This is a genomic window from Enterococcus sp. LJL98 (genome assembly GCF_054871745.1).
Genome location: NZ_JBTXLU010000010.1, coordinates 14150 through 35506, shown reverse-complemented (window position 1 = coordinate 35506; position 21357 = coordinate 14150). Strand labels below are relative to the sequence as shown.

The window sequence follows — 21357 nt, the reverse complement described above, 5'->3', positions numbered from 1 at the left end:
TGAATCGAATCATTAAAGATCTAGGACTTAACTACCAACCATTGAATGTTTAAACTGGACAATTGTTCCGTAAGCAAAAATTTGTAAGGTAATCGCTCCATTTTCTTTGATTTGTTCATATGAAAAATGACAATTAATGACTGCATCTGCACCATAATGTGCTGCTTGTTTCTTTAATTGTTGACTAACGCCTAAAAAAATTGTATTCGGATCATTTTGTTGATCAAACAAATCGATGGTAAGTGCTTCGGTTGCAAAGGCTAGTTCTCGAACTAAGTAAGAACGGCTAATGTTCCCTGTTGCGATTAGGATATGATCAAAAGCATTTGTTTTTGAAGTAGCAGATGGTTGTGTCATAGAGATTCCTTCTTTCTTTTGTTCATTGTTTTCTCTCTCTTAGTGTACTGCTTTTTCAAGACTTTCGCAAAAAAGAAAATGGCAAGAAACTTGTAAAGCGAAAAAAAATATGCTAATCTATGACAAGAATTCAATCAGACTCGCAGTCAAAGTGCAACGTCTACCCCTTCATTTACTAAGGGGTGGAGTGGGCACTTTTTTTGTGTCAAAAATTAGGAGGAATTTCATTGGCAAAGTTTACACAAGAATTTGATACCATTGCAGCGATTTCAACACCACCTGGTGAAGGAGCAATCAGTATTGTTCGTTTAAGTGGTGATGAAGCCTTTAAAATTGCTGATCGTGTGTATCGACAGGGAACCAAACGACTTCAAGAGGTTCCAAGTCATACGATTCATTATGGGCATCTCATTGATCCAGCGACAGAGCAAATCGTGGATGAAGTGATGGTTTCAGTTATGCAAGCGCCGAAAACCTTTACACGAGAAGACATTGTTGAAATCAACTGTCATGGTGGCATTGTTGTAGTCAATCAAATTTTACAACTCTTATTGCGGCAGGGAGCACGACTGGCAGAGCCGGGAGAGTTTACCAAAAGAGCTTTTTTAAATGGTCGTATGGATTTGTCTCAAGCAGAAGCAGTGATGGATTTAATTCGAGCGAAGACGGACCGAGCGATGCATCTCGCACTGAATCAATTAGATGGGAATTTGTCGAGTCTTATTCGTGCGTTGCGACAAGAAATTTTAGCGACACTAGCTCAAGTGGAAGTAAACATTGATTATCCAGAGTATGATGATGTTGAAGAAATGACTACGAAGTTACTGGTAGAAAAAGCGTCTCAAGTTCGAGGGCAAATCGAAGCATTATTACAGACTGCCCAACAAGGGAAAATTTTACGCGAAGGCCTAAGTACGGCTATTATTGGTCGACCGAACGTTGGAAAATCAAGTCTGCTGAATCATTTATTACAAGAAGAAAAGGCCATTGTCACGGATATTGCAGGAACAACGCGTGATGTGATTGAAGAATATGTCAACGTTCGAGGGGTACCTTTAAAGTTGATTGATACGGCAGGGATTCGTGAGACCAAAGACAAGGTAGAACAAATTGGTGTCGAACGTAGTCGCAAAGCATTAATTGAAGCAGATCTCATTTTACTTGTTTTAAATCAAAGTGAAGCTCTCACGGCTGAAGATTTACAAATTATTGAAGCAAGTCAGGCAAGTAAACGTATCATTTTATTAAATAAAACGGATTTACCAGCTAAAATCGACCATTCCATGCTCGAACAACTAGTTGGTGAATCACCGATTTTTGCTATTTCTGTTTTAGAAAATGAAGGATTTGATGCATTAGAAGCAGCGATTGCCTCCCTCTTTTTTGGTGGGGCAACGGGTGAAAAAGATGCGTCTTATCTTTCAAACACCCGCCATATCGGCTTACTAGAAAATGCCGTTCAAGCGTTGGATGAAGTCTTACTTGGAATTGAAGCGGGGATGCCTGTTGATTTAGTCCAAATGGATATGACGCGTTGTTGGGATTACTTAGGAGAAGTCGTCGGAGATAGCGTACAAGACGAGTTAATTACGCAGTTGTTTAGTCAATTTTGTTTAGGGAAATAAGGAAGGAAGTACCAAGTAATGGAATATTACCAAGGAGAAGCATTTGATGTAATCGTTGTAGGAGCAGGACATGCCGGTTCAGAGGCTGCACTTGCCGCCAGCCGCATGGGGCTAAAAACGATGCTGATGACTTTAAATCTAGAAATGGTGGCATTTATGCCGTGTAATCCATCAATCGGTGGGCCAGCAAAAGGCGTCGTTGTTCGTGAAATTGATGCCTTAGGTGGTGAGATGGGGAAAAACATTGATAAAACCTATATTCAAATGCGGATGCTAAATACAGGGAAAGGCCCAGCTGTACGTGCCCTACGTGCGCAAGCAGATAAACATGATTATGCATTGGAAATGAAAGCAACGATTGAAAAAGAAGAAAACTTGACCTTGCGTCAAGGGATTGTCGAACGTTTAATTGTTGAGGAAGGTATTTGTCGTGGAATCATCACGTCAACAGGGAGCATGCATCATGCAAAAGCCGTGATTATCACCGCAGGAACTGCTTTGAGAGGAGAAATCATTATCGGTGAGTTGAAATATTCTTCTGGACCGAACAATTCTCAGCCTTCAATTGCCTTAGCAGATCATTTAAAAGAGTTAGGGCTTGAAATTGAACGTTTTAAAACAGGGACGCCTCCACGCGTGAAGTCAAGTACGATTGATTATTCGGTTACAGAAATTCAACCGGGAGACGAAGAACCCAATCATTTTAGTTTTCGTACGCCAGACAGTGAGTATGTAACGGATCAAGTCCCATGTTGGTTGACATATACCAATAGTAAAACGCATCAAATTATCCAAGAGAACTTACATCGAGCGCCCATGTTTACGGGAATTGTTGAAGGTGTGGGTGCGCGTTATTGTCCATCAATTGAAGATAAGATTGTCCGATTTGCAGATAAAGAACGCCATCAAATTTTCTTAGAGCCTGAGGGACTAAAAACAGAAGAAGTTTATGTTCAAGGTCTTTCTTCTTCGTTACCAGAAGACGTTCAAATGGACGTTTTACACTCAGTTGTAGGTTTAGAAAATGCCCAGATGATGCGAACAGGCTATGCAATTGAATATGATGTGGTTGTCCCTCATCAGTTGCGTCCAACACTTGAAACAAAAGTAATTGAAAACTTATATACAGCAGGTCAAACCAATGGTACAAGTGGTTATGAAGAAGCTGCAGGTCAGGGATTAATGGCTGGAATTAATGCTGCCTTAAAAATTCAAGGCAAAGAACCCCTTGTGTTAAAACGGAGCGATGGTTACATCGGTGTGATGATTGATGACCTCGTGACAAAAGGGACGATGGAACCCTATCGTTTATTGACGTCACGTGCAGAATATCGACTGATCTTACGACACGACAATGCTGATCTACGACTCACACAACTAGGTTACGACATTGGTCTTGTCAAAGAAGAACAATACACGACTTATCTAAAGAAGAAAATCACCGTTGAAAATGAAATCCAACGTCTAAAAGGCATTCGCATAAAACCAACGAAAGAAGTCCAAGCCTTTTTGGAATCAATCCATTCGGCGACACTTAAAGACGGAATTTTAGCAAGTGAATTATTACGTCGACCAGAAATTCACTATCATGATTTACTGCCATTTCTTTCTGTCACAGAACCTTTAGATAATCGAGAAATCGAACAACTAGAGATTCAAATTAAGTATGAAGGTTATATCAAAAAAGCGATGGAAAAAGTTGATAAGTTGAAACGTATGGAAGCAAAACGAATTCCAGAACGTATTGATTACGAAGCGATTAATGGCTTAGCGACAGAAGCGCGTCAAAAATTGCAAAAAATTCAACCAGAAACAATTGCCCAAGCGAGTCGTATTAGTGGGGTAAATCCTGCTGATATTAGTATTTTAATGGTCTACATCGAACAAGGTAAGATTGCCAAGGTAAGTGAGGAAAAGGCTTGATACTAAGCCTTTTTTTCGTACCTCGATTGTCTACAAAAAGCGATTGAATGCCATATTGAATGCCATTCGCTCTAAAATGCCATATATTTAGCAAATTGTTCTGCTGTATTGTCTTGTTTTTCTTGAGTCACTTTGATATAAATATCCGTTGTAGTCTTAGTTGATTTATGCCCCAATCGTTGGGATACGTCTTTGATACTAGCACCACTTTCAAACAAGAGTGAGGCATTCGTTTTTCTAAAGTCGTGAACCTTGATGATTTTCATATCAGGGAAGTGTTTCTTCACTCGTTTCATGACATTGTTAGGATAGGCTTTACTAAGATAAGGGTTCTCATTGGTTAAAACAGAATTACAGAAAACAACGGTGCTATTATTATCCCTAATCCCTAATCTTAATTTTTCTTGTCGAATATAGCTTTGCCATTTTTTGAGAATTGCCATTGTTTGATTATCCAGCTTGATACAACGGTTTGATGAATCGGTTTTAGTATCTTGAATGAATGGTTTACCATTGCTAAGTTCCGCTAAGGTTTTATCGATCGTAATCGTGTTTTCTTCAAAATCAATATCTTTCCATTCTAGCGCCATCGCCTCACCTTTACGCAAGCCACCAAAAGCCAGCAAACGAAAGAAAGCGTGTGAACGGTAGTCTTTAAGCTGTAATAAGCACCGTAGAAAGTCTTTTAATTCGTCTTTGGTGTAATAACTATCCGCTTCATCGGTGGGTTTCTTTTTCTTCTTAGGTGTGACCGTTCGATCCATAGGGTTATCTTTAATCACGTCAATTAGTATCCCATAATTAAAAACCATTCTTACATAAGTTCTTAAATGCCGATAAGTTGAGAGTGATTCAGCCCAATCGTTTAACTGTTCTTGGCAAAATAAAGGCGTAATCTTATCAATTTTTAGCTTGCCGAATGATTTTAGAATATGATTCTTAAAATGAATTTCAATTCGTTGTTGAGTAGTCGGTTTTATATCTTTTTTATGCTGTTTGAACCATAATTCATATAGTTCTTGAAAGGTCATTACTTTCTGTTTTTTTAGACCTTCATTTTCAAAGTCCACTAGTAAACGATTAAGTTCTAGTTGGGCTTCTTTTTTTGTCTTAAAACCTCGTCTAGTTGTCTTTACAGGCTTCCCAGTAATGGGATTGATACCCAAGTAAGATTGGAATTGCCAAGCCTTAGAGCCATCTTTCTTTTCATATTGCTTAAATGTTGCCATTGTTTTTTTCCTCCCAGTTCCTAGCGTGGGGGCGTTGGTTTTGGGAGTTGATTTTATTGTTCTTTAAGTTTTTCTAGCTTTGCGATTGCTTCATTAGTGATAGCAATGATTGATTGAATGGTTTCAGAATATATATTTTTATCAAAATGCCTATTAAGTGCTTCGTATTCGTTTTTTGATTGTTGATAAGATGAAATCGCCTTTTGAATTAGAGTTTTTTGACTATGAATCTCACCAGTTCTTAAATCGAGTTGCCCAACGTTTTCTATCTCCATACTCATGGTGTACATTGTCATGAAAGCACTAATTGTATTGTCGATTTCATAATCTTCAATCGTATCTTTCCGTTGTTTGAAGAAATCTAATGTTTTTTCTTCAATTCGTCTAATTTGCTTTAATTCTATTTCACTAGGAACATCTAGTTTATTATCTTTGACGTATGCAATGATAGCGTTGTGAACACGTTCTTCTAGACTCCCATAGAGTAGTTCAGGAACTGTTATATGAGCTATTCCTGCCAATTGAGTTAGTCTACTAGCATTAGGTAAACTTTTGCCCGATTCCCACCTAGAAACAATGCTGTCACTAGCAGGAGGGTCAAACAATTCCCCGAATTCTCTTGTGTTTTTACCTAAACTTAAGCGTATATCTAAAATTCTTTTGGCTACTCCTTTTTTATTCATTTTCATAAAGTAATCTCCTTAATTTTTGTATTTAAGTGCATTATCTCATATTAAGAGAGAATTATCTACGTAAACCGACGAATTCTTCTTGTTTTTTTAAAAATAATCTTGTATACTAAAAGAAAAGTCAGACGCAAACCGACTCAAGAAGAGGGGTGAGAGAATGAATAAAGTTTTAGGATACAGAAAAATGATTGGTTTTAGTCAACTTGAAATGGCTAAAAGGTTAGGAATTAGTGAAAGTCAGTACCGCGCAAAAGAGAAAGGGCGTTTTGAATTCACTGAAACTGAAATAGAAAAATTCACAAGTATAGTAAAAAAATTTAACAGTGAAGTGACGGTGTTAGATATTTTTTTTAATCACAACCGACGCAAACCGACTTATTGAAAGGGTGAAAAACATGGCGAAGTTACAAATTGATAGCGTAGACCTTGCAGAAGAGGCATTTCAGCCTATCGTTCAATTGATTGGGCAATCAATCAAGGAAGCTTTCGAGAGGGAGCAAAGACGTAAAGAATTACCTTTAGTTATGAACAAAAAACAAGCGTGTGAGTATTTGAATGTAAGTTATAACACGTTGATGAACGTATATGTTCCGAACGGCTTAAAAATATCCATTGTTGATGGAATTGAAAGAATTAGAAGAGAATCATGCGATGAATTTATGAAGAAACATGAAATATAAAATAATGCCGTGGGGGCGTTGGTGGGATTGGAGAATGATCGCAATGAATAAAAAAGAAGTAGACAACCGTATTATAGAGGTTTTTGAAGAACGGCTTTCAATAAGTGAAAAAGTTCATTCAGAAAAAAGATTCTTTAGAAGTGATGAAGTCAAGCGATTGTCCGAGTTAAAAGAAGAACTTGAGCAACTCAAGGTAAAAAGAGAGAAGCTTATGGAATGAAAAATGGCAAAGAAAAAGCCTCACTCGTTAAGTCTTAGGCGGACTGAGTGAAGGCAAACGCAAAGGCTTTTTAGCCATTTCTTTGCCTCGATTATACCATAATTTTTTAACAGTGAACAGAGAAGGGGCGCATTATTATGATTTATATCAGTACAGTACAAACGAATCGCTCAATGCAGGGCGTTGAATTAGAAAGAGATTTTCTTTTCTTTAGAGATTACAAGCCACAACACTTTAATTATCCAAAAGACGAGCAAGAAGAACAACGGATAAAGCTTCATGAAATGCTGATTGCAATCAGTGGCAAGCTGATAGATGGGAAACGTAGCAATAAGAACCTTATCGAACGCAACTTATTATTTTTGGACTTTGATAGCATTGAAAACGAATCAGAGTTTTTGAAAAAAGTGAGCGATGGCTTCAAGAATGTTAACTATTGCTTATATCCCACGTTGAAACACACGCCATTTAAGCCACGTTATCGGCTTGTAGTTGAATTAGATACACCAGTGAAGGAATTAGACTATAAAGCGCTTGTATGGGGCTTCCAAACCGATTTAGGCATACAGGAGATAGATTTGAGTAATCTAACATGGTCGCAAGGTCAGGGGCTACCTGTTAACACTAATGAGAATAAACAGGCTAAAAGGCATTATCAGGACGATAGGAAGCCGCTAGACGTTTCTAAGGCTCTACGACTGATAAAGCAGCGTGAAGGGTGGAAGAAGCCCCACAAGTCAAAATACAAGCATATTCCTAGTGCTAGAACGAACTTGAGGCGAGGCAATCGGATAGGGGCGCTATTGAATCAGATTGCAGAAGGCGCAGAAGATGGAAATAGAAATACATGGCTAACAAGTATTTGTGGCTCAATGGTCGCTAATGGCACAGAATTAGAAAATGCTTATGCTTTGCTACAAGTAATCAATGAGAATTTCATTTCCAACCCTATTGAGATGGGCGAATTAAACAAAATATTTTCTAGTGTTTTAAGTATGGAAGCAAGAAAGCGAGGGTTGAATAATGAATGAACTACCAGAAGAAATCATGAGAAGTCCAGCCTTCACGGTATTGAGCCAACCATCTAAAGTAGAACCTGATTTATTAGAACCAACCAGCCTAAAAAACGTGAAGCATAATCTAAAAATATTGGGTGATGAATGGCGAAAAGAACACGCAACTTATAACGAAAAAACAGGAGAGGAGAAGGTGAAGCCTGTTTCAGCTCGTGCTATAGCGGATATATTGAAAAAAGTTTGTGTGTTTGCTTCCATTTCAGAGGATGATCCCGAACTTTCAGCCCTAAGCGTGTTCAATCCCGATACAGGAGTGTATGAAAACGGTGAAAAATTTATAGACCGCCTAACACTATCAGTAGAAAGGACGGCCAATAAAATGGTATGCGCAACGGTTAGGCACTTCCTAGCAATCGAAACAGACGATAAGAGCAGGACAACAGATAAGAACTTGGTGCTTGTAAAAAATGGCGTGTATAATCGCCGTACACACGAGTTAGAACCATTCAATCATAATTATATATTCACCTCTAAAGTCGCAACAAGCTACGTAAAAGGCGCAGAAGAACCCGTTTTCGATGGGTGGAAGTTTTCTGATTGGCTAAAGAACGACATCGCTCAAAACGATAGCGAAAAAGAAAAAATGTTGTGGCAAGTCATCGCTTTAGCTATCAATAGTAGCCATCCGAAAGAACTAGCCTTTTTCTTAGTAAGTGAACAAGGGCGGTCAGGAAAAGGGAGCTTTCAACAAACGTTGATAAACTTAATCGGGCGAACAAATACCGCCAGTTTAAAAATAAAAGAGTTTGAAAAAGATTTTAAGTTAGCGCAGGCGTATGGGAAAACGTTGGTAATAGGTGATGATAATCATATCGGTGATTGGCACGCAACTAGCGAAAACTTCAAAAGCGTTGTTACGGGTGACTTAGTTCTTTTGAACCCTAAGAATGAAAAGCCTTTTGCTACTCGTTTAACGCCTTTAGTAGTCCAGAGCATGAACGGTATACCAAGGTTTAAAGATACCACACACGGACTATTAAGACGGCTACGAGTGATATTATTCAACACCTCATACACAGAACAAACAAATAACAAGGACATCAAAGAAAAATACATCTATGATGATCGTTTGCTTGAGTTTATCTTAGCCAAAGCAATTGACATGGATATAGATACTATCGCAAACACCAAGGAGAGCCAAGAAGCCTTGAAAGATTTGGAATATGATAACAACCCGATTCTAGCATTTTATGAAGAAATATTCCCACAGTTCACAAGCAAACGGCTACCCATTAAGTTTTTATTCGCTACCTTTCAAGCATATTCGGACGTGCAGAACAACCCAACCAAGATTAAACAAAACACCTTTACAAAACAGCTTAAAAGTGTGTTGGAAGGCACGGAATGGAGCTATGAACGTAAAAACTTAGCACCACTTGATAAGTTTAACAAGTCAGATATAGAAGTACTGAAAGAGATGAACCTTAATTATAAATATAGTTATGGTGAAGAAGTTGAACCACTGAAAACACAATCGCTTGTGTATAGAATTTAGGATAAACCGACAAATATAGAAAGAAACCGACAACTTACCGACAAACTAATTTCAATTTGTCGGTTTTAGAAATGTTGGTATATCAGTTTTTTATTCGTATATTTTCTTTTAAACCGTCAAACCGACAACTTAATTTAAGTTTTAGAAATAAATAAAAAAGAAATTATATATTTCAATATATAAGGATATTGAAAACTTTGCCGTTTTTGTCGGTTTGACGGTTTTTTAATTAAAAAGTCGATAGTATCAAGGGGTTGAGAAACCGACAAGTTAACCGACAAGTTGAAAAAACCGACAAGTTGAGTAAAAGGAGAATGCAAAATGAAAGAACTAACCATTATAGAAGAGGCGGTTATACAGTTACTACCAGAAGGAGCAACTAGAAAAATTACCACAAAAGAAATTTCTAAACTCATTGATTTAGATGAGCGTAGCGTGTTCGAGGTGATACGTTGCCTAATTAAGAAGGGGGTGCCGATAGTTGCGATTAGAAACGGAAAATATGAGGATAGGGGGCTTTATATTGCGACAACCAATGAAGAACGTTCAACAGGGTTACACGCCTTAAAAGAGCAAACGAACGACATGGCATTAAGAATTAAGCAAGTAGAATCAGCAGACTTGAAACATTGGAAGAATAACTTAGAATTTCCATCGAAAAAATTAGCATAAGGATAGGGGTATGGAGTAATGACAAAGAAAATTGAATTCAAAGAATTAGATGAATTGATGAAGGAATTTGAAGAGGACTTCAAAGAACTTGATAAGATGGCGGACGAACTAGAAAATTTGTATGATTCGTTGAAAGAAGAACTAGATCAGTTAGAAAAAGAAGAATTTTCTTTGGGGAAGCCGAAACGAACTGCCGAACTAAAAGCAGAAATGGCTGAGATTGAAGGCGAACTTGCTAAGATTAAAGCAAAACGCCAAAAGAAAGAAATCAGTGAAAAAAGACTATCTAACATCGCTAGCAGAATGAGCAATGAAGCAAGGGTAAAGTATCACGAGAATGTTATTCAGGAATTGGAACGCAGAATAATTGAGTTTGAATCGTTTTTAATCAGTGCTAAGGAAGCAAGCAACGGTTTATCGAGTGAGTTAAACGGTTCAATTCAAAAGCTAACAAAATATTGTAGCAAAGAAGCCAAAGACCGAATGAGTTACGCATTCCTATTCTATAAGCCCTATGACGCTGTTTCTAATGAGTTAGACAAGTTCAAGAAAAAACTATAATCAGACAAAACGGACACCTTAAAGGGCGTGTAACACGTTCTACGAGGTGTCTATTTTCTTACATATCTAACACCTAAAAGGAATACGTTCAATTCGTTCAGTCCTAAAATATATAATGAGCCGAAATTTCCGCCGATTGAAACTTTCAAAGTAATAGCTATTATGACCGTCCTAAAAAAGGGGGTGCCAAAATTGGGGCAACCCTTCATTATTTGGGTCCTTAAAGTGGCATTATCGGCACCCTAAAGAAAGGTAAACACAAAAGTGTGTGTTCTACGAGCATTCTAAGGCAAAGTTCACTATAATAGGTGGGTATTTATCCGAATATGAAAATTAAGGCGTTACTTTAGCTCAAATTTGAGCAGATAAAGAGGTTAGTTTTTGGCTAGGTATAAAACAAAAAGACCACCTACAAAAAATGTAAGTGGTACGCCCCCAGCTATATGAAGAATTTGAATGCTATATTGAATGCCATTGATAAACATATAGTGAAATTTGTTGAACATGGCATTCAATAAAATTCGTTTAAAACGTTGTTATATCAGTCAATGAAAGACCTTAATAGTAGAAAAGTTGACTACATCGAACAAGGAAGAATTGCGAAAGTACCAGAGGAAAAGGCGTAGTTAAATCAAATATTGCAAAGAAAAGAGTGCTACTACGCTAATTATGAAACGACCCCCAAGGGTTTGATAAAAAAATCAAACTCTTGGGGGTTATTGCATTCAAATGTTCAGGTAAAACATTTTGTTTCACGTGAAACATTTAATATTTAAACTTTCTCTAACGCTTGCGTTAAATCGGCAATTAAATCATCGACGTGCTCTAAACCGATCGACAGACGAATAGTCTCCGGTTTAATTCCTGCTGCAAGTAGTTCTGTTTCACTTAATTGTGAGTGGGTGGTAGATGCAGGGTGGATAATCAAGGATTTTGCATCTCCCACGTTTGCGAGTAAGGAGAATAAATCAATGTGATTGATGAGCTCTTTACTCGCATCGCCACCATCTTTTAATCCAAAAGTAAAGATGGCACTGGTCCCTTTTGGAAAATACTTTTTCCCTAAGTCATAATATTTATTACTTTTCAGACCAGGATAATTGACCCAGGCAACTTTCGGATGATTTTCTAAAAACGTTGCAATTTTTTGTGCATTTTCAACATGACGTTCTAAACGTAAAGATAGCGTTTCTAAGCCTAGGAGTAATAACCAGGAATTAAACGGGGAAGCACAAGCGCCAGTATCACGTAATAGAATCGTCCGAACGCGAGTGATGTAAGCTGCTGCCCCGACATCTTTGACCCAAGAAATACCATTGTAACTTGGATCAGGTTCAACTAATCGAGGGAATTTTCCATTGTCCCAGTTAAATTTCCCAGAATCAATCACAACACCTCCCATTGCAACACCATGGCCGCCGATGTACTTTGTCGTAGAATAGACGACAATATCTGCTCCATGTTCGAATGGGCGGAATAAATACGCGGTGGCAAATGTATTATCGACAATTAAAGGGATACCAGCTTCATGAGCAATCGCGGCGATTGCTTCAAAGTCAGCAATCGTAATATCAGGATTACCTAGAGACTCCAGAAAGATCGCCTTTGTTTTCTCGTTAATTGCTGTTTTAAAGTTTTCGGGATTATCGGCATCAACAAAAGTGGTTGTGATACCAAAGTCAGGGAACGTATGGGAAAATAAATTATAAGAACCACCGTAAATACAATTAGCAGAAATGATATTGTCACCACTAGTCGCAAGATTTAAAATCGCATAGGTAATCGCAGAAGAACCAGAGGCGGTTGCGACAGCGCCAATCCCACCTTCTAATAAGGCTAGACGTTCTTCGAGAACAGCGGTCGTGGGATTTGTGATACGGGTATAAATATTCCCGGCATCACTGAGATTAAAACGGTTAGCTGCCTGTTCGGTATCTTCAAAAACAAAAGATGTCGTCTGATATAACGGCACACTCCGGCTTCCTACTTCTTGATCCACGGTTTGTCCTCCGTGTAGTTGAATGGTTTCGAATTGTTGATGGGTCATTATAAAATTCCTCCTCTAATTTTTTTACGATTGATAAAAAGAAAGGCCTTCTTAAAAATAGCTGTAATTATTTTTTCCTAAACAATCGACAGATTTCTTTCTTAAGAAAGCAAAAAAATCCTTAGAAAAGACAGCAGCTGTCTCTTCTAAGGATGTATAAATACATGGTACCACCTTATTTCGTAAAAGTTTTCACTCTTACCTCACTCAATACGGCAAAAAATGCGATATTGTTGTTGTTTTAACGGGAACTTCCGTGTGTTTCTAAAGGATTCCCCTCGAAACACCCACTCAAAAGCCATTTTCAAACGATTCATTTTTCGCTTCTTCTCAGCTACCGAAGCTTTCTGTTAGAAAAATACACATCATTCTACTTTCTTTCTCATAGTGTTTTAATATTTGTAGAGTCAATATTACCTCAAAAAAAATATTTGTCAATAAAAAAGCAAAAAAAAGTTTTCTTTCCAATGGTTTGACAATTTAGTTATTCTATTATAGATTGATTAGAAAAATAAGAGAATGACTATTTTAGAGAGTAGGAGGAACCATTTTGTCACAGAATGATCAAAAGAAAATTCGCTTCAATCACTTAAATGAATCACTCCAAAAAACTTTGAAAATCGCCTTGATTAACTTGATGCCTCAAAAAGAAGTCACGGAAGAGCAGTTTTTTCGACTATTGTCAAAAAGCCAGCAGCCCCTGGAAATTCAACTAATTAAGATGGAAAGCTATCAGAGTACAACGACTGATAAAGAACACCTGGAAACTTATTATCAAACATTGGCTGAAGTTCGGGAACAATTTTTTGATGGCTTAATTATTACGGGTGCTCCAATCGAAACCATACCATTCGAAGAGGTGAGTTATTGGCAAGAACTTGTGGAAATCTTGCGATGGAGCCAACAACATTGCCGTTCAACTATTCACATTTGTTGGGGAGCTCAAGCGGGCTTGTATCAAGCATTCGGTGTGGAAAAAGTGTTATTTAAAGAAAAACTTTCTGGTGTTTTTCCTCAGAAAATTACGGAAGGCCATCCATTAATGGAGTCTTTTTCATCGTCTTTTTTCTATCCTCAATCGCGGCATACTGGTGTTAACCAATCTCAGCTGGCTCAAACAGATTTACAAGTCGTTGCACAAAGCTCAGCGCTAGGCCCAACCATCTTAGCTTCTAAAGATTTACGTGCGGTCTATATTTTGGGACACCTAGAATACGATACGGACACATTAAAAAAAGAATATTTACGAGACAAAAAACGACACTTGGATCCTTTAATTCCAGAAAATTATTTTCGAAATAACAATCCGAATGAGGATATAGAAAATACGTGGAGTGAGCACGCTGTGTTATTTTATCAAAATTGGTTAACTTTTCTAAGTTAAAAAGAAAAGTTTAAAAGATACCAGTGCATTTCAATTTCAGTGAAAACAATCAAAAAAAATGAACATAAATGAAACGCTTCTAATTTTTATCAAAAAAAAGGAGAGTTTCTTTCTTTTTTTCTCATTTTCCAATCATGTATGCGTTTTAGTATAAAAAATATTTTAATAAAAGTAGTTGACAAACTTTTAGTAATTTTCTATACTGAGTTTGTGGTTACTACCAGATAAAAAGAATTTTATTTTTTTCTTTCTCATTTTTTCATCTCAATCTTTTCTTTTTTTGACCTTTGCAATTGTTTCTTTTACAAGAAAAAATGAGATGTTATTTTTATAAAAAGAATGAAAACGCTGTCTGGAAGTAAACGTAAAGTAAGATAGCCAACTATTTTTATTAAAATCGTTGAGCGGTATAGGAGGAAAAGGATTATGGCAATTATTGGTGTACGTATTGATGGTCGTTTAATTCATGGTCAAGTGGCGAATTTATGGACGAACAAGTTAAATATCACTCGAATCATGGTGGTTGATGATGAAGTTTCGCAAAATGCCATTGAAAAAAGTGGCTTAAAGTTGGCGACGCCAGCGGGGGTTAAGTTAAGTATTTTGCCGATTGAGAAAGCAGCAAATAATATTCTAGCAGGTAAATATGACTCACAACGCTTGCTAGTGATTGCTCGCCGTCCAGATCGCTTATTAAAATTAATTGAACATGGCGTTCCTTTAGAGGAAATTAACGTAGGAAACATGTCGCAAACACCGGAAACACGTTCGATTACGAAATCAATCAATGTGGTTGATGCCGATGTCGAAGTCTTTAACCAATTACATCAGAAAGGAGTACGTCTTGTAGCACAAATGGTACCAAATGATAAAGCAGAAGATTTTATGAGTTTGTTAAACAAATAAGGAGGGAATCTTAGATGGCAATTCAGTGGTGGCAGATCTTATTATTATCATTATATGCAGGTTATCAAATTTTAGATGAATTACAATTTTACTCATCCATGAGTGCACCGGTATTTGCAGGATTATTTGCAGGCCTTGTAATGGGTGATGTTAAAACGGGACTTTTAATTGGTGGAGCGATGCAATTGACTGTCCTTGGAGTAGGAACCTTTGGTGGGGCATCAAGAATCGATGCCAACTCAGGAACGGTATTAGCGACGGCCTTTTCAATCTCTTTAGGTTGGGAACCAGAGCAAGCGATTGCTACAATTGCTGTACCAGTAGCAGCACTTATGATTCAAATGGATATTTTAGGTCGTTTTACGAATACTTATTTTGCCCACCGAATCGATTCACATATTGAAACATTTAACTATAAAGGAATTGAACGAAATTATATTGCAGGAGCGCTCCCTTGGTCTCTTTCACGGATGATTCCAGTTTTCTTAGCTTTAGCTTTCGGTGGTGAACTTGTCGAGAGTGTTGTAGCAGTCTTAAATGGTGATTTAAAATGGTTGGGAGACGGACTTTCAGTAGCAGGTGCGGTCTTACCAGCAGTCGGTTTTGCAATTTTATTACGTTATTTACCAGTGAAAAAACATTTCCCATATTTAGCTTTAGGTTTTGTCATTACAGCATTATTAACGACTATTTTTGGCAACATTCAAGCATTAGGTGGCGGTGTAGCGAGCGTTGTTGAAGACTTCTCAGGAATTTTCAACTCTCTACCAATGTTAGGTATCGCAATTATCGGCTTTGCATTAGCAGCAATTAGTTATAAGAATAATTCAGGTGTACCAAACGTAGCACAAGGAACTTCACAAGCATCTGCTGAGGGGGAAATTGACGATGACGAAATCTAATTACAAATTAACAAAAGAAGACTTTAAACAAATTAACATTCGAAACTTAGTAACCTTCCAGTTAGGTTGGAACTATGAACGGATGCAAGGATCGGGTTATTTATATACAATTTTACCGCAACTGCGTAAAATGTATGGCGATGGAACAGAAGAGCTAAAGCGCGCAATGAAAGCACACGCACAGTTTTTTAACACATCAAACTTCTTAAATACGATTGTAACAGGGATTGACTTGGCAATTGAAGAAAAAGAAGGAATCGATGGTATTGATACTGTTTCTGGGATTAAAGCAGGTCTAATGGGCCCATTCGCAGCAATTGGAGATTCAATCTTTGGTGCTTTAATTCCAACGATTTTCGGAGCACTTGCTGCCAACATGGCGATGCAAGGAAACCCCGTTGGTATCTTTATTTGGATCGCTGCTCAAATTGCGGTAATGGTTTTTCGTTGGAAGCAATTAGAGTTTGCTTATAAAGAAGGAGTAAGCTTAGTTACAACAATGCAACACCGTTTAACGGCTTTAACGGATGCTGCGACGTTAATGGGGGTATTCATGGTTGGTGCGCTTGTCGCAACAATGATCAATGTTAAAGTTGCTTGGGCACCAAGCCTCGGAGATGTTACTTTAGATATTCAAAACAATCTAGACATGATTTTACCACGTCTTTTCCCAGCGATTATCGTTGGTGGCGTGTACTGGTTGCTAGGTAGAAAGAATATGAATGCTACACGTGCAATCTTTATTGTTTTAATCGTTTGTGTTGCGCTTTCTGCTTTAGGCGTGATTTCCAAATAATTTTATTAGGAGCGTAAAAAAATGAGTCATTTAGTTTTAATTAGCCACGGAACATTTAGTGAACACCTGAAACAAAGTACAGAAATGATTATGGGTCCACAAAGTAATATTCATTCTGTCTGTCTAATGCCGGCAGAAGGACCGCAAGAGTTTCAAAAAAAGTTGGAAGCAACTTTAGAAGGACTTGATGAATACACCATTTTTTGTGACTTGGCTGGAGGGACGCCATGTAATGTGGCCATCAGTTTGCTAATGACAGGTTCTTCATTTGAGTTGTATTCAGGAATGAATATGCCAATGGTTATTAGTTTTATTAATGGTGAAATGATCGGCTCAAAAGGGGAAATTGTAGAAGAATCAAGAGCAGGGATTTCTTTACTAAATGATCGTTTAGCTACTCTTGATGAAGATGAAGATGAATAAGAATGAATGAATAAATCACCTGCCGAGAAAACCGATTTCCTTGGTAGGTGGTTTGTTTTTTTGAGACCAGTTTAAAGGGATGAGGCAATCAAAACATTGTCTTTAAAGGGTTTTATGATTGACAACCTTTTTTTACTATAGTAGACTTATATTGTGGTAGTAACCAGTTTGTTGTGGTTGTCGAATCTCAAAAAAGGATGGAGGAAGAATCAATGTATCAATTAACGAAAGCAGAACTTGAAAGTCTAGGTGCTGAAATTACGACTAGGGAAATTAGTCAACAGCCAGAACTTTGGGGTGAAGCCTTTAGAAATTATGAAGAGAATCATCAAAAAGTTCAAACATTTTTAACAAAAATTAAACAAGAAACGACAGAGAAAATCCGAGTCATCTTTACGGGAGCAGGAACTTCACAATATGTGGGAGATACTTTAGTTCCTTACTTAAATCAAAATGGTGATAGTCAACGCTTTTTATTCCAAAGTTTAGGTACGACAGACATTGTTGCTGCCCCGGAGCAGTACTTCTTTCCAGAAGAGACAACAATCTTGGTCTCGTTTGCGCGGAGTGGAAACAGTCCAGAAAGTGTAGCGACAGTTGATTTAGCGAATCAGTTAATCAAGAATATCTATCACATAACGATTACATGTGCCAAAGAAGGGGCATTAGCAAAAGCCGCGGAAGGTGATGCGCGCAACTTATTACTCTTGATGCCTGATCGTTCAAATGATAAAGGTTTTGCCATGACTGGGAGCTTTTCTTGCATGACGTTAACTGGTCTTTGTGTTTTTGATGATCAGTATACAGTAGCGGAAAAAGGGAAGCATGTTGAAAATCTTGTCAGTTTAGGGCAAGAAGTTCTGGCACGAGAAGCTGAAATTCAAGCTTTTGTCAATCGCGACTTTAATCGAATTGTTTATTTAGGATCAGGAAGCCTAGCGGGATTGGCTCGCGAAGCACAGTTAAAAGTTTTAGAATTGACTGCAGGAAAAATTACTACTGTTTTTGATTCCTCATTAGGTTTTCGTCATGGGCCTAAATCATTTGTTAATGAACAAACCCTACTCTTTGATTTTATAAGTAATGATCCCTATACCCGTCAATATGACCTGGATATTTTAGAAGAGGTCAACGGTGATCAAATTGCAGCAGCAGTAGTCGGTATTGGTCAAAAAGGTGAAACCCGTTTTTCAGGAGAAAATTTTGAATTGCAAACCGGTCATGCACTATTACCAGATGGGTACTTGGTGTTAGCGGATGTACTATTTGCACAAACGATTTCTTTATTGTCTGCCATTAAAGTTGGAAATACACCGGATACGCCATCACCAACTGGCACCGTAAATCGAGTGGTAAAAGGTGTGACCATCCATTCGTATAATCAGTAATTAGCTGTCTAGTCGAAGAGGTTGAATGAAAAAGATAGGAGAAAAGAAGATGCTAAAATTAACTAAAGGAAAAAAAGCAGCAATGGATCGTTTGTCAACAAAAGAAGGGTTGATTGGTGCTTTAGCGATTGATCAGCGTGGTGCGATGAAAAAAATGATGACGGCTTTTGGTAGCAAAGCAGAAAGTGCAGAAATTGAAGCATTTAAATCCCTTGTTTCAGAAGAATTAACGCCTTATTCTTCATCTATTTTACTAGATCCAGAGTATGGGCTACCAGCAGTAAAGGTCCGTGATGCAGAGGCGGGGCTCTTGTTAGCTTATGAAAAAACGGGTTATGATGCAACGACTCCAGGCCGTTTTCCAGATTTATTAGAAGATTGGTCCGTGTTACGCTTGAAAGAGCAAGGAGCAGATGGTATTAAATTTCTACTTTATTACGATGTGGACGAAGATCCTGCAATTAACCATAAAAAACACGTTTTTGTTGAACGTTTAGGTAGTGAGTGTTTGGCAGAAGATCTACCATTTTATTTAGAACTTCTTTCATATGACGCAACAAACGCAGAGAATAACTCGGTGGAATTTGCGCGTGTCAAAGGGCGTAAAGTGAATGAAATGATGAAAGAATTCTCGAAACCACAATATAAAGTCGATGTATTAAAAGTAGAAGTACCTGTGAATATGAACTATGTCGAAGGTTTTGCTGAAGGGGAAGTCGTTTATACACGTGAGGAGGCCTTGCGCTTGTTCAAGGAACAAAGCGACGCAACCAACTTACCATTTATTTTCTTAAGTGCAGGTGTCTCTGCTCAACTATTCCAAGAAACGTTACGTTTTGCCAAAGAAGCAGGATCTACCTTTAATGGTGTATTATGTGGCCGTGCAACATGGAAAAATGGTGTTCAACCGTTTATCGAAGGGGGCGAAGCTGCTGCTCGCGCGTGGTTAGAGACTGAAGGGAAACAAAACATTGAATCCTTGAATGAAGTGGTTGCAGAAACAGCTAGCTCATGGCATGAAAAGGTTCAAGTGAGCGAATAAAAAATGTGCGAAGGGCATGAGTGTCACTAGATGCTCATGCCTTTTTAAGAGGAGGAGGAAAAAATAGTATGACGACGTTTGAGATTCAAGAAGATTTTATATTAAATGGGGAGCCTTTTAAAATTTTATCTGGAGCGATTCATTATTTTCGCGTTCATCCTGATGGTTGGTACCATTCACTTTATAATTTAAAAGCATTAGGGTTTAACACGGTCGAAACCTACGTTCCTTGGAATATTCATGAACCTAAAGAAGGAACTTTTGATTTTGAAGGGATCAAAGATTTAGCTGCTTTTATTCGTTTAGCAGAGGAAGTTGGGTTGTATGTAATTTTAAGGCCGACACCGTATATTTGTGCGGAATGGGAATTTGGTGGCCTGCCTGCGTGGTTACTAGAAAAGGATTGTCATATTCGTTCGAGTGATCCAAAATTTTTAGATTCTGTTAAAAAATATTATCAAGTATTATTGGAACAAGTCGTGCCTTTGCAGTTTACGCATGGCGGGCCCATCTTAATGATGCAAGTTGAAAATGAATATGGCTCTTATAGTGAAGATAAAGGCTATTTAAAAGCGATTAAAGCGATCATGGAAGATTGTGGGGTTGATGTACCATTCTTTACCTCTGATGGCTCTTGGCTCGCAACCTTGCGTGCAGGGAGTATGATTGAAGAAGGGGTTCTTCCAACTGGTAATTTTGGTTCACGTGGGAAGGAAAACTTTGCGGAACTACAAAAATTTCATGCGGCTCACGGGAAAAAGTGGCCCCTCATGTGTATGGAATTTTGGGATGGTTGGTTTAACCGTTGGGCAGAACCGATTGTTACACGTGAAACAGATGAGCTCGTGGCTGCGTTAAAAGAAGTTTTAGAAATTGGTAGTGTCAACCTATACATGTTCCATGGCGGTACGAATTTTGGCTTTATGAATGGTTGTTCCGCACGAGGAACGAGAGACTTACCACAAATTACTTCTTATGATTATGGGGCACCATTAGATGAGCAAGGCAATCCAACAGAAAAATATTACGCCATCCAAAAAATGGTTCACGAATTACTGCCTGATTTGCCTCAAATGGAACCATTGATTAAGAAAAGTTTTAAGCTCGACAAAGTTCCTTTGAGCGGCAAGGTAAGTTTAGTTTCAGTCGTTGATGACATTAGTCAAAAGGTAACGACAAAATATCCGCAATCCATGGAAAAGTTAGGACAAAGTTATGGTTATTTGCTCTATCGAACAGAGGTTCAAAAAGATGCGGATGAAGAACGTTATCGTTTAATCGATGGACGAGATCGGGCACAAGTTTTCTTAAATGGGGTCCATCAAGCAACCCAATATCAAGAACAAATTGGGGACGATATTTTGGTGAAACTCGAAGAAGAAACCAATCAACTCGATGTACTGATGGAGAATATGGGACGAGTGAATTATGGCCATAAACTATTGGCAGATACCCAACGTAAAGGTTTGCGTCAAGGAGTGATGGGTGATTTACACTTTATTTTGGACTGGGAACAGTACGCGCTACCTTTTGAAGACGAGGCGAAATTAGCGATTGACTTTTCAAAAGCATGGCAAGAGGGACAGCCGGCATTTTATCAGTATCAATTTAAACTCGATGAAATCGAAGATACTTTTGTGAACTTACAAAACTTTGGGAAGGGCATTGTCTTAGTGAATGGTCATCATATTGGACGATTCTGGAATAAAGGGGCACAGCAGTCTCTATATTTACCAAAAGGTTTTTTACAAGCAGAGAACGAAGTGGTTATTTTTGAAACGGAAGGTGTTTACGGAGAAACCCTAAGTTTTACCGAAAAACCGATTTATAATTTAGTTGAAACTTCTTTGTATGAATAAGAAAAAAAAGGAATCGTAGACTAGGTCGCGGTTCCTTTTTTATGTTTCACGTGAAACATAAAAAAACTCTTGAAAACAAGTGG

At 38.0% G+C, this 21357-nt stretch carries 21 protein-coding genes and 1 other annotated feature; of the genes, 17 read left to right on the top strand and 4 right to left on the bottom strand.

The annotated features are described in order from the left end of the window. Positions 1–27: 27 nt before the first annotated feature. On the bottom strand, positions 28–357 hold the full coding sequence (locus tag ACYSNO_RS08940; protein WP_461730735.1) for a heavy metal-binding domain-containing protein: 330 nt from the start codon (positions 355–357) through the stop codon (positions 28–30). 227 nt (positions 358–584) lie between these two features. Here ACYSNO_RS08940 and mnmE point away from each other — a divergent pair, with 227 nt between their 5' ends. Beyond that, on the top strand, positions 585–1982 hold the full coding sequence (mnmE, locus tag ACYSNO_RS08935) for a tRNA uridine-5-carboxymethylaminomethyl(34) synthesis GTPase MnmE (protein ID WP_461730734.1): 1398 nt from the start codon (positions 585–587) through the stop codon (positions 1980–1982). A gap of 18 nt (positions 1983–2000) precedes the next feature. Next, positions 2001–3905 (top strand): tRNA uridine-5-carboxymethylaminomethyl(34) synthesis enzyme MnmG, encoded by a 1905-nt coding sequence (gene mnmG, locus ACYSNO_RS08930; RefSeq protein WP_461730733.1) that lies wholly within the window; start codon positions 2001–2003, stop codon positions 3903–3905. Between the two features lie 71 nt (positions 3906–3976). Here mnmG and ACYSNO_RS08925 read toward each other — a convergent pair whose 3' ends face one another. Further along, on the bottom strand, positions 3977–5134 hold the full coding sequence (locus tag ACYSNO_RS08925; RefSeq protein WP_461730732.1) for a tyrosine-type recombinase/integrase: 1158 nt from the start codon (positions 5132–5134) through the stop codon (positions 3977–3979). A gap of 53 nt (positions 5135–5187) precedes the next feature. Next, on the bottom strand, positions 5188–5823 hold the full coding sequence (locus ACYSNO_RS08920) for a helix-turn-helix domain-containing protein (RefSeq protein WP_461730731.1): 636 nt from the start codon (positions 5821–5823) through the stop codon (positions 5188–5190). Between the two features lie 157 nt (positions 5824–5980). Between ACYSNO_RS08920 and ACYSNO_RS08915 the strand changes: the two genes are divergently transcribed. The 7 genes from ACYSNO_RS08915 (at position 5981) to ACYSNO_RS08885 (ending at position 10527) form a co-directional block, all read left to right on the top strand. Continuing rightward, complete coding sequence (locus tag ACYSNO_RS08915; protein WP_461730730.1) at positions 5981–6205, top strand: helix-turn-helix transcriptional regulator; 225 nt, start codon at positions 5981–5983, stop codon at positions 6203–6205. A 13-nt stretch (positions 6206–6218) separates the two neighbouring features. Beyond that, the gene (locus ACYSNO_RS08910; RefSeq protein ID WP_461730729.1) at positions 6219–6503 is read left to right on the top strand and encodes a helix-turn-helix domain-containing protein; all 285 of its coding nucleotides are present in this window, start codon (positions 6219–6221) and stop codon (positions 6501–6503) included. Between the two features lie 43 nt (positions 6504–6546). Beyond that, on the top strand, positions 6547–6723 hold the full coding sequence (locus tag ACYSNO_RS08905; protein ID WP_461730728.1) for a hypothetical protein: 177 nt from the start codon (positions 6547–6549) through the stop codon (positions 6721–6723). Between the two features lie 137 nt (positions 6724–6860). Beyond that, positions 6861–7754 (top strand): primase alpha helix C-terminal domain-containing protein, encoded by an 894-nt coding sequence (locus tag ACYSNO_RS08900; protein ID WP_461730727.1) that lies wholly within the window; start codon positions 6861–6863, stop codon positions 7752–7754. Further along, the gene (locus tag ACYSNO_RS08895) at positions 7747–9294 is read left to right on the top strand and encodes a DNA primase family protein (RefSeq protein ID WP_461730726.1); all 1548 of its coding nucleotides are present in this window, start codon (positions 7747–7749) and stop codon (positions 9292–9294) included. Before ACYSNO_RS08900 ends, ACYSNO_RS08895 begins: the two co-directional genes overlap by 8 nt. Before the next feature lie 321 nt (positions 9295–9615). Next, positions 9616–9966, top strand: coding sequence for a hypothetical protein (locus ACYSNO_RS08890; RefSeq protein ID WP_461730725.1), 351 nt, complete (start codon positions 9616–9618; stop codon positions 9964–9966). Positions 9967–9984: 18 nt separating this feature from the next. Further along, entirely contained in the window at positions 9985–10527 is a 543-nt protein-coding gene (locus ACYSNO_RS08885; protein ID WP_461730724.1) for a hypothetical protein, read from the top strand. 772 nt (positions 10528–11299) lie between these two features. Here the strand turns inward: ACYSNO_RS08885 and ACYSNO_RS08880 are convergent. Then, a complete protein-coding gene (locus ACYSNO_RS08880; protein WP_461730723.1) occupies positions 11300–12574 on the bottom strand; it encodes an O-acetylhomoserine aminocarboxypropyltransferase/cysteine synthase family protein in 1275 nt (424 codons plus the stop codon). A 145-nt stretch (positions 12575–12719) separates the two neighbouring features. Further along, positions 12720–12969, bottom strand: a binding site (T-box leader). Between the two features lie 155 nt (positions 12970–13124). Between ACYSNO_RS08880 and ACYSNO_RS08875 the strand changes: the two genes are divergently transcribed. The 8 genes from ACYSNO_RS08875 to ACYSNO_RS08840 all read left to right on the top strand — a co-directional run bounded on the left by ACYSNO_RS08875 (position 13125) and on the right by ACYSNO_RS08840 (position 21274). Continuing rightward, positions 13125–13958: a homoserine O-acetyltransferase/O-succinyltransferase family protein gene (locus ACYSNO_RS08875; protein WP_461730722.1), complete on the top strand. Its 834-nt coding sequence runs from the start codon at positions 13125–13127 to the stop codon at positions 13956–13958. A 426-nt stretch (positions 13959–14384) separates the two neighbouring features. Then, complete coding sequence (locus tag ACYSNO_RS08870) at positions 14385–14864, top strand: PTS system mannose/fructose/N-acetylgalactosamine-transporter subunit IIB (RefSeq protein ID WP_461730721.1); 480 nt, start codon at positions 14385–14387, stop codon at positions 14862–14864. A 14-nt stretch (positions 14865–14878) separates the two neighbouring features. Beyond that, positions 14879–15766 (top strand): PTS mannose/fructose/sorbose/N-acetylgalactosamine transporter subunit IIC, encoded by an 888-nt coding sequence (locus tag ACYSNO_RS08865; protein ID WP_461730720.1) that lies wholly within the window; start codon positions 14879–14881, stop codon positions 15764–15766. Next, on the top strand, positions 15753–16562 hold the full coding sequence (locus tag ACYSNO_RS08860) for a PTS system mannose/fructose/sorbose family transporter subunit IID (protein ID WP_461730719.1): 810 nt from the start codon (positions 15753–15755) through the stop codon (positions 16560–16562). The genes ACYSNO_RS08865 and ACYSNO_RS08860 overlap by 14 nt, the downstream gene beginning before the upstream one ends. Before the next feature lie 21 nt (positions 16563–16583). Next, entirely contained in the window at positions 16584–16985 is a 402-nt protein-coding gene (locus ACYSNO_RS08855) for a PTS sugar transporter subunit IIA (protein WP_461730718.1), read from the top strand. 212 nt (positions 16986–17197) lie between these two features. Next, entirely contained in the window at positions 17198–18373 is a 1176-nt protein-coding gene (agaS, locus tag ACYSNO_RS08850) for an SIS domain-containing protein (RefSeq protein WP_461730717.1), read from the top strand. 49 nt (positions 18374–18422) lie between these two features. Next, the gene (lacD, locus tag ACYSNO_RS08845; RefSeq protein WP_461730716.1) at positions 18423–19415 is read left to right on the top strand and encodes a tagatose-bisphosphate aldolase; all 993 of its coding nucleotides are present in this window, start codon (positions 18423–18425) and stop codon (positions 19413–19415) included. 68 nt (positions 19416–19483) lie between these two features. Beyond that, positions 19484–21274, top strand: coding sequence for a glycoside hydrolase family 35 protein (locus ACYSNO_RS08840; protein ID WP_461730715.1), 1791 nt, complete (start codon positions 19484–19486; stop codon positions 21272–21274). Positions 21275–21357 lie beyond the last annotated feature (83 nt).

Bases quoted from the DNA above. Each gene is read 5' to 3' on its own strand.
- ACYSNO_RS08940 (WP_461730735.1), bottom strand. From the start codon at position 357: ATGACACAACCATCTGCTACTTCAAAAACAAATGCTTTTGATCATATC.
- ACYSNO_RS08890 (WP_461730725.1), top strand. From the start codon at position 9,616: ATGAAAGAACTAACCATTATAGAAGAGGCGGTTATACAGTTACTACCA.
- ACYSNO_RS08925 (WP_461730732.1), bottom strand. From the start codon at position 5,134: ATGGCAACATTTAAGCAATATGAAAAGAAAGATGGCTCTAAGGCTTGG.
- ACYSNO_RS08870 (WP_461730721.1), top strand. From the start codon at position 14,385: ATGGCAATTATTGGTGTACGTATTGATGGTCGTTTAATTCATGGTCAA.
- ACYSNO_RS08905 (WP_461730728.1), top strand. From the start codon at position 6,547: ATGAATAAAAAAGAAGTAGACAACCGTATTATAGAGGTTTTTGAAGAA.
- ACYSNO_RS08910 (WP_461730729.1), top strand. From the start codon at position 6,219: ATGGCGAAGTTACAAATTGATAGCGTAGACCTTGCAGAAGAGGCATTT.
- lacD (WP_461730716.1), top strand. From the start codon at position 18,423: ATGCTAAAATTAACTAAAGGAAAAAAAGCAGCAATGGATCGTTTGTCA.
- agaS (WP_461730717.1), top strand. From the start codon at position 17,198: ATGTATCAATTAACGAAAGCAGAACTTGAAAGTCTAGGTGCTGAAATT.
- ACYSNO_RS08900 (WP_461730727.1), top strand. From the start codon at position 6,861: ATGATTTATATCAGTACAGTACAAACGAATCGCTCAATGCAGGGCGTT.
- ACYSNO_RS08880 (WP_461730723.1), bottom strand. From the start codon at position 12,574: ATGACCCATCAACAATTCGAAACCATTCAACTACACGGAGGACAAACC.
- ACYSNO_RS08920 (WP_461730731.1), bottom strand. From the start codon at position 5,823: ATGAAAATGAATAAAAAAGGAGTAGCCAAAAGAATTTTAGATATACGC.
- ACYSNO_RS08885 (WP_461730724.1), top strand. From the start codon at position 9,985: ATGACAAAGAAAATTGAATTCAAAGAATTAGATGAATTGATGAAGGAA.
- ACYSNO_RS08840 (WP_461730715.1), top strand. From the start codon at position 19,484: ATGACGACGTTTGAGATTCAAGAAGATTTTATATTAAATGGGGAGCCT.
- ACYSNO_RS08865 (WP_461730720.1), top strand. From the start codon at position 14,879: ATGGCAATTCAGTGGTGGCAGATCTTATTATTATCATTATATGCAGGT.
- ACYSNO_RS08860 (WP_461730719.1), top strand. From the start codon at position 15,753: ATGACGAAATCTAATTACAAATTAACAAAAGAAGACTTTAAACAAATT.
- ACYSNO_RS08895 (WP_461730726.1), top strand. From the start codon at position 7,747: ATGAATGAACTACCAGAAGAAATCATGAGAAGTCCAGCCTTCACGGTA.
- ACYSNO_RS08915 (WP_461730730.1), top strand. From the start codon at position 5,981: ATGAATAAAGTTTTAGGATACAGAAAAATGATTGGTTTTAGTCAACTT.
- ACYSNO_RS08855 (WP_461730718.1), top strand. From the start codon at position 16,584: ATGAGTCATTTAGTTTTAATTAGCCACGGAACATTTAGTGAACACCTG.
- mnmG (WP_461730733.1), top strand. From the start codon at position 2,001: ATGGAATATTACCAAGGAGAAGCATTTGATGTAATCGTTGTAGGAGCA.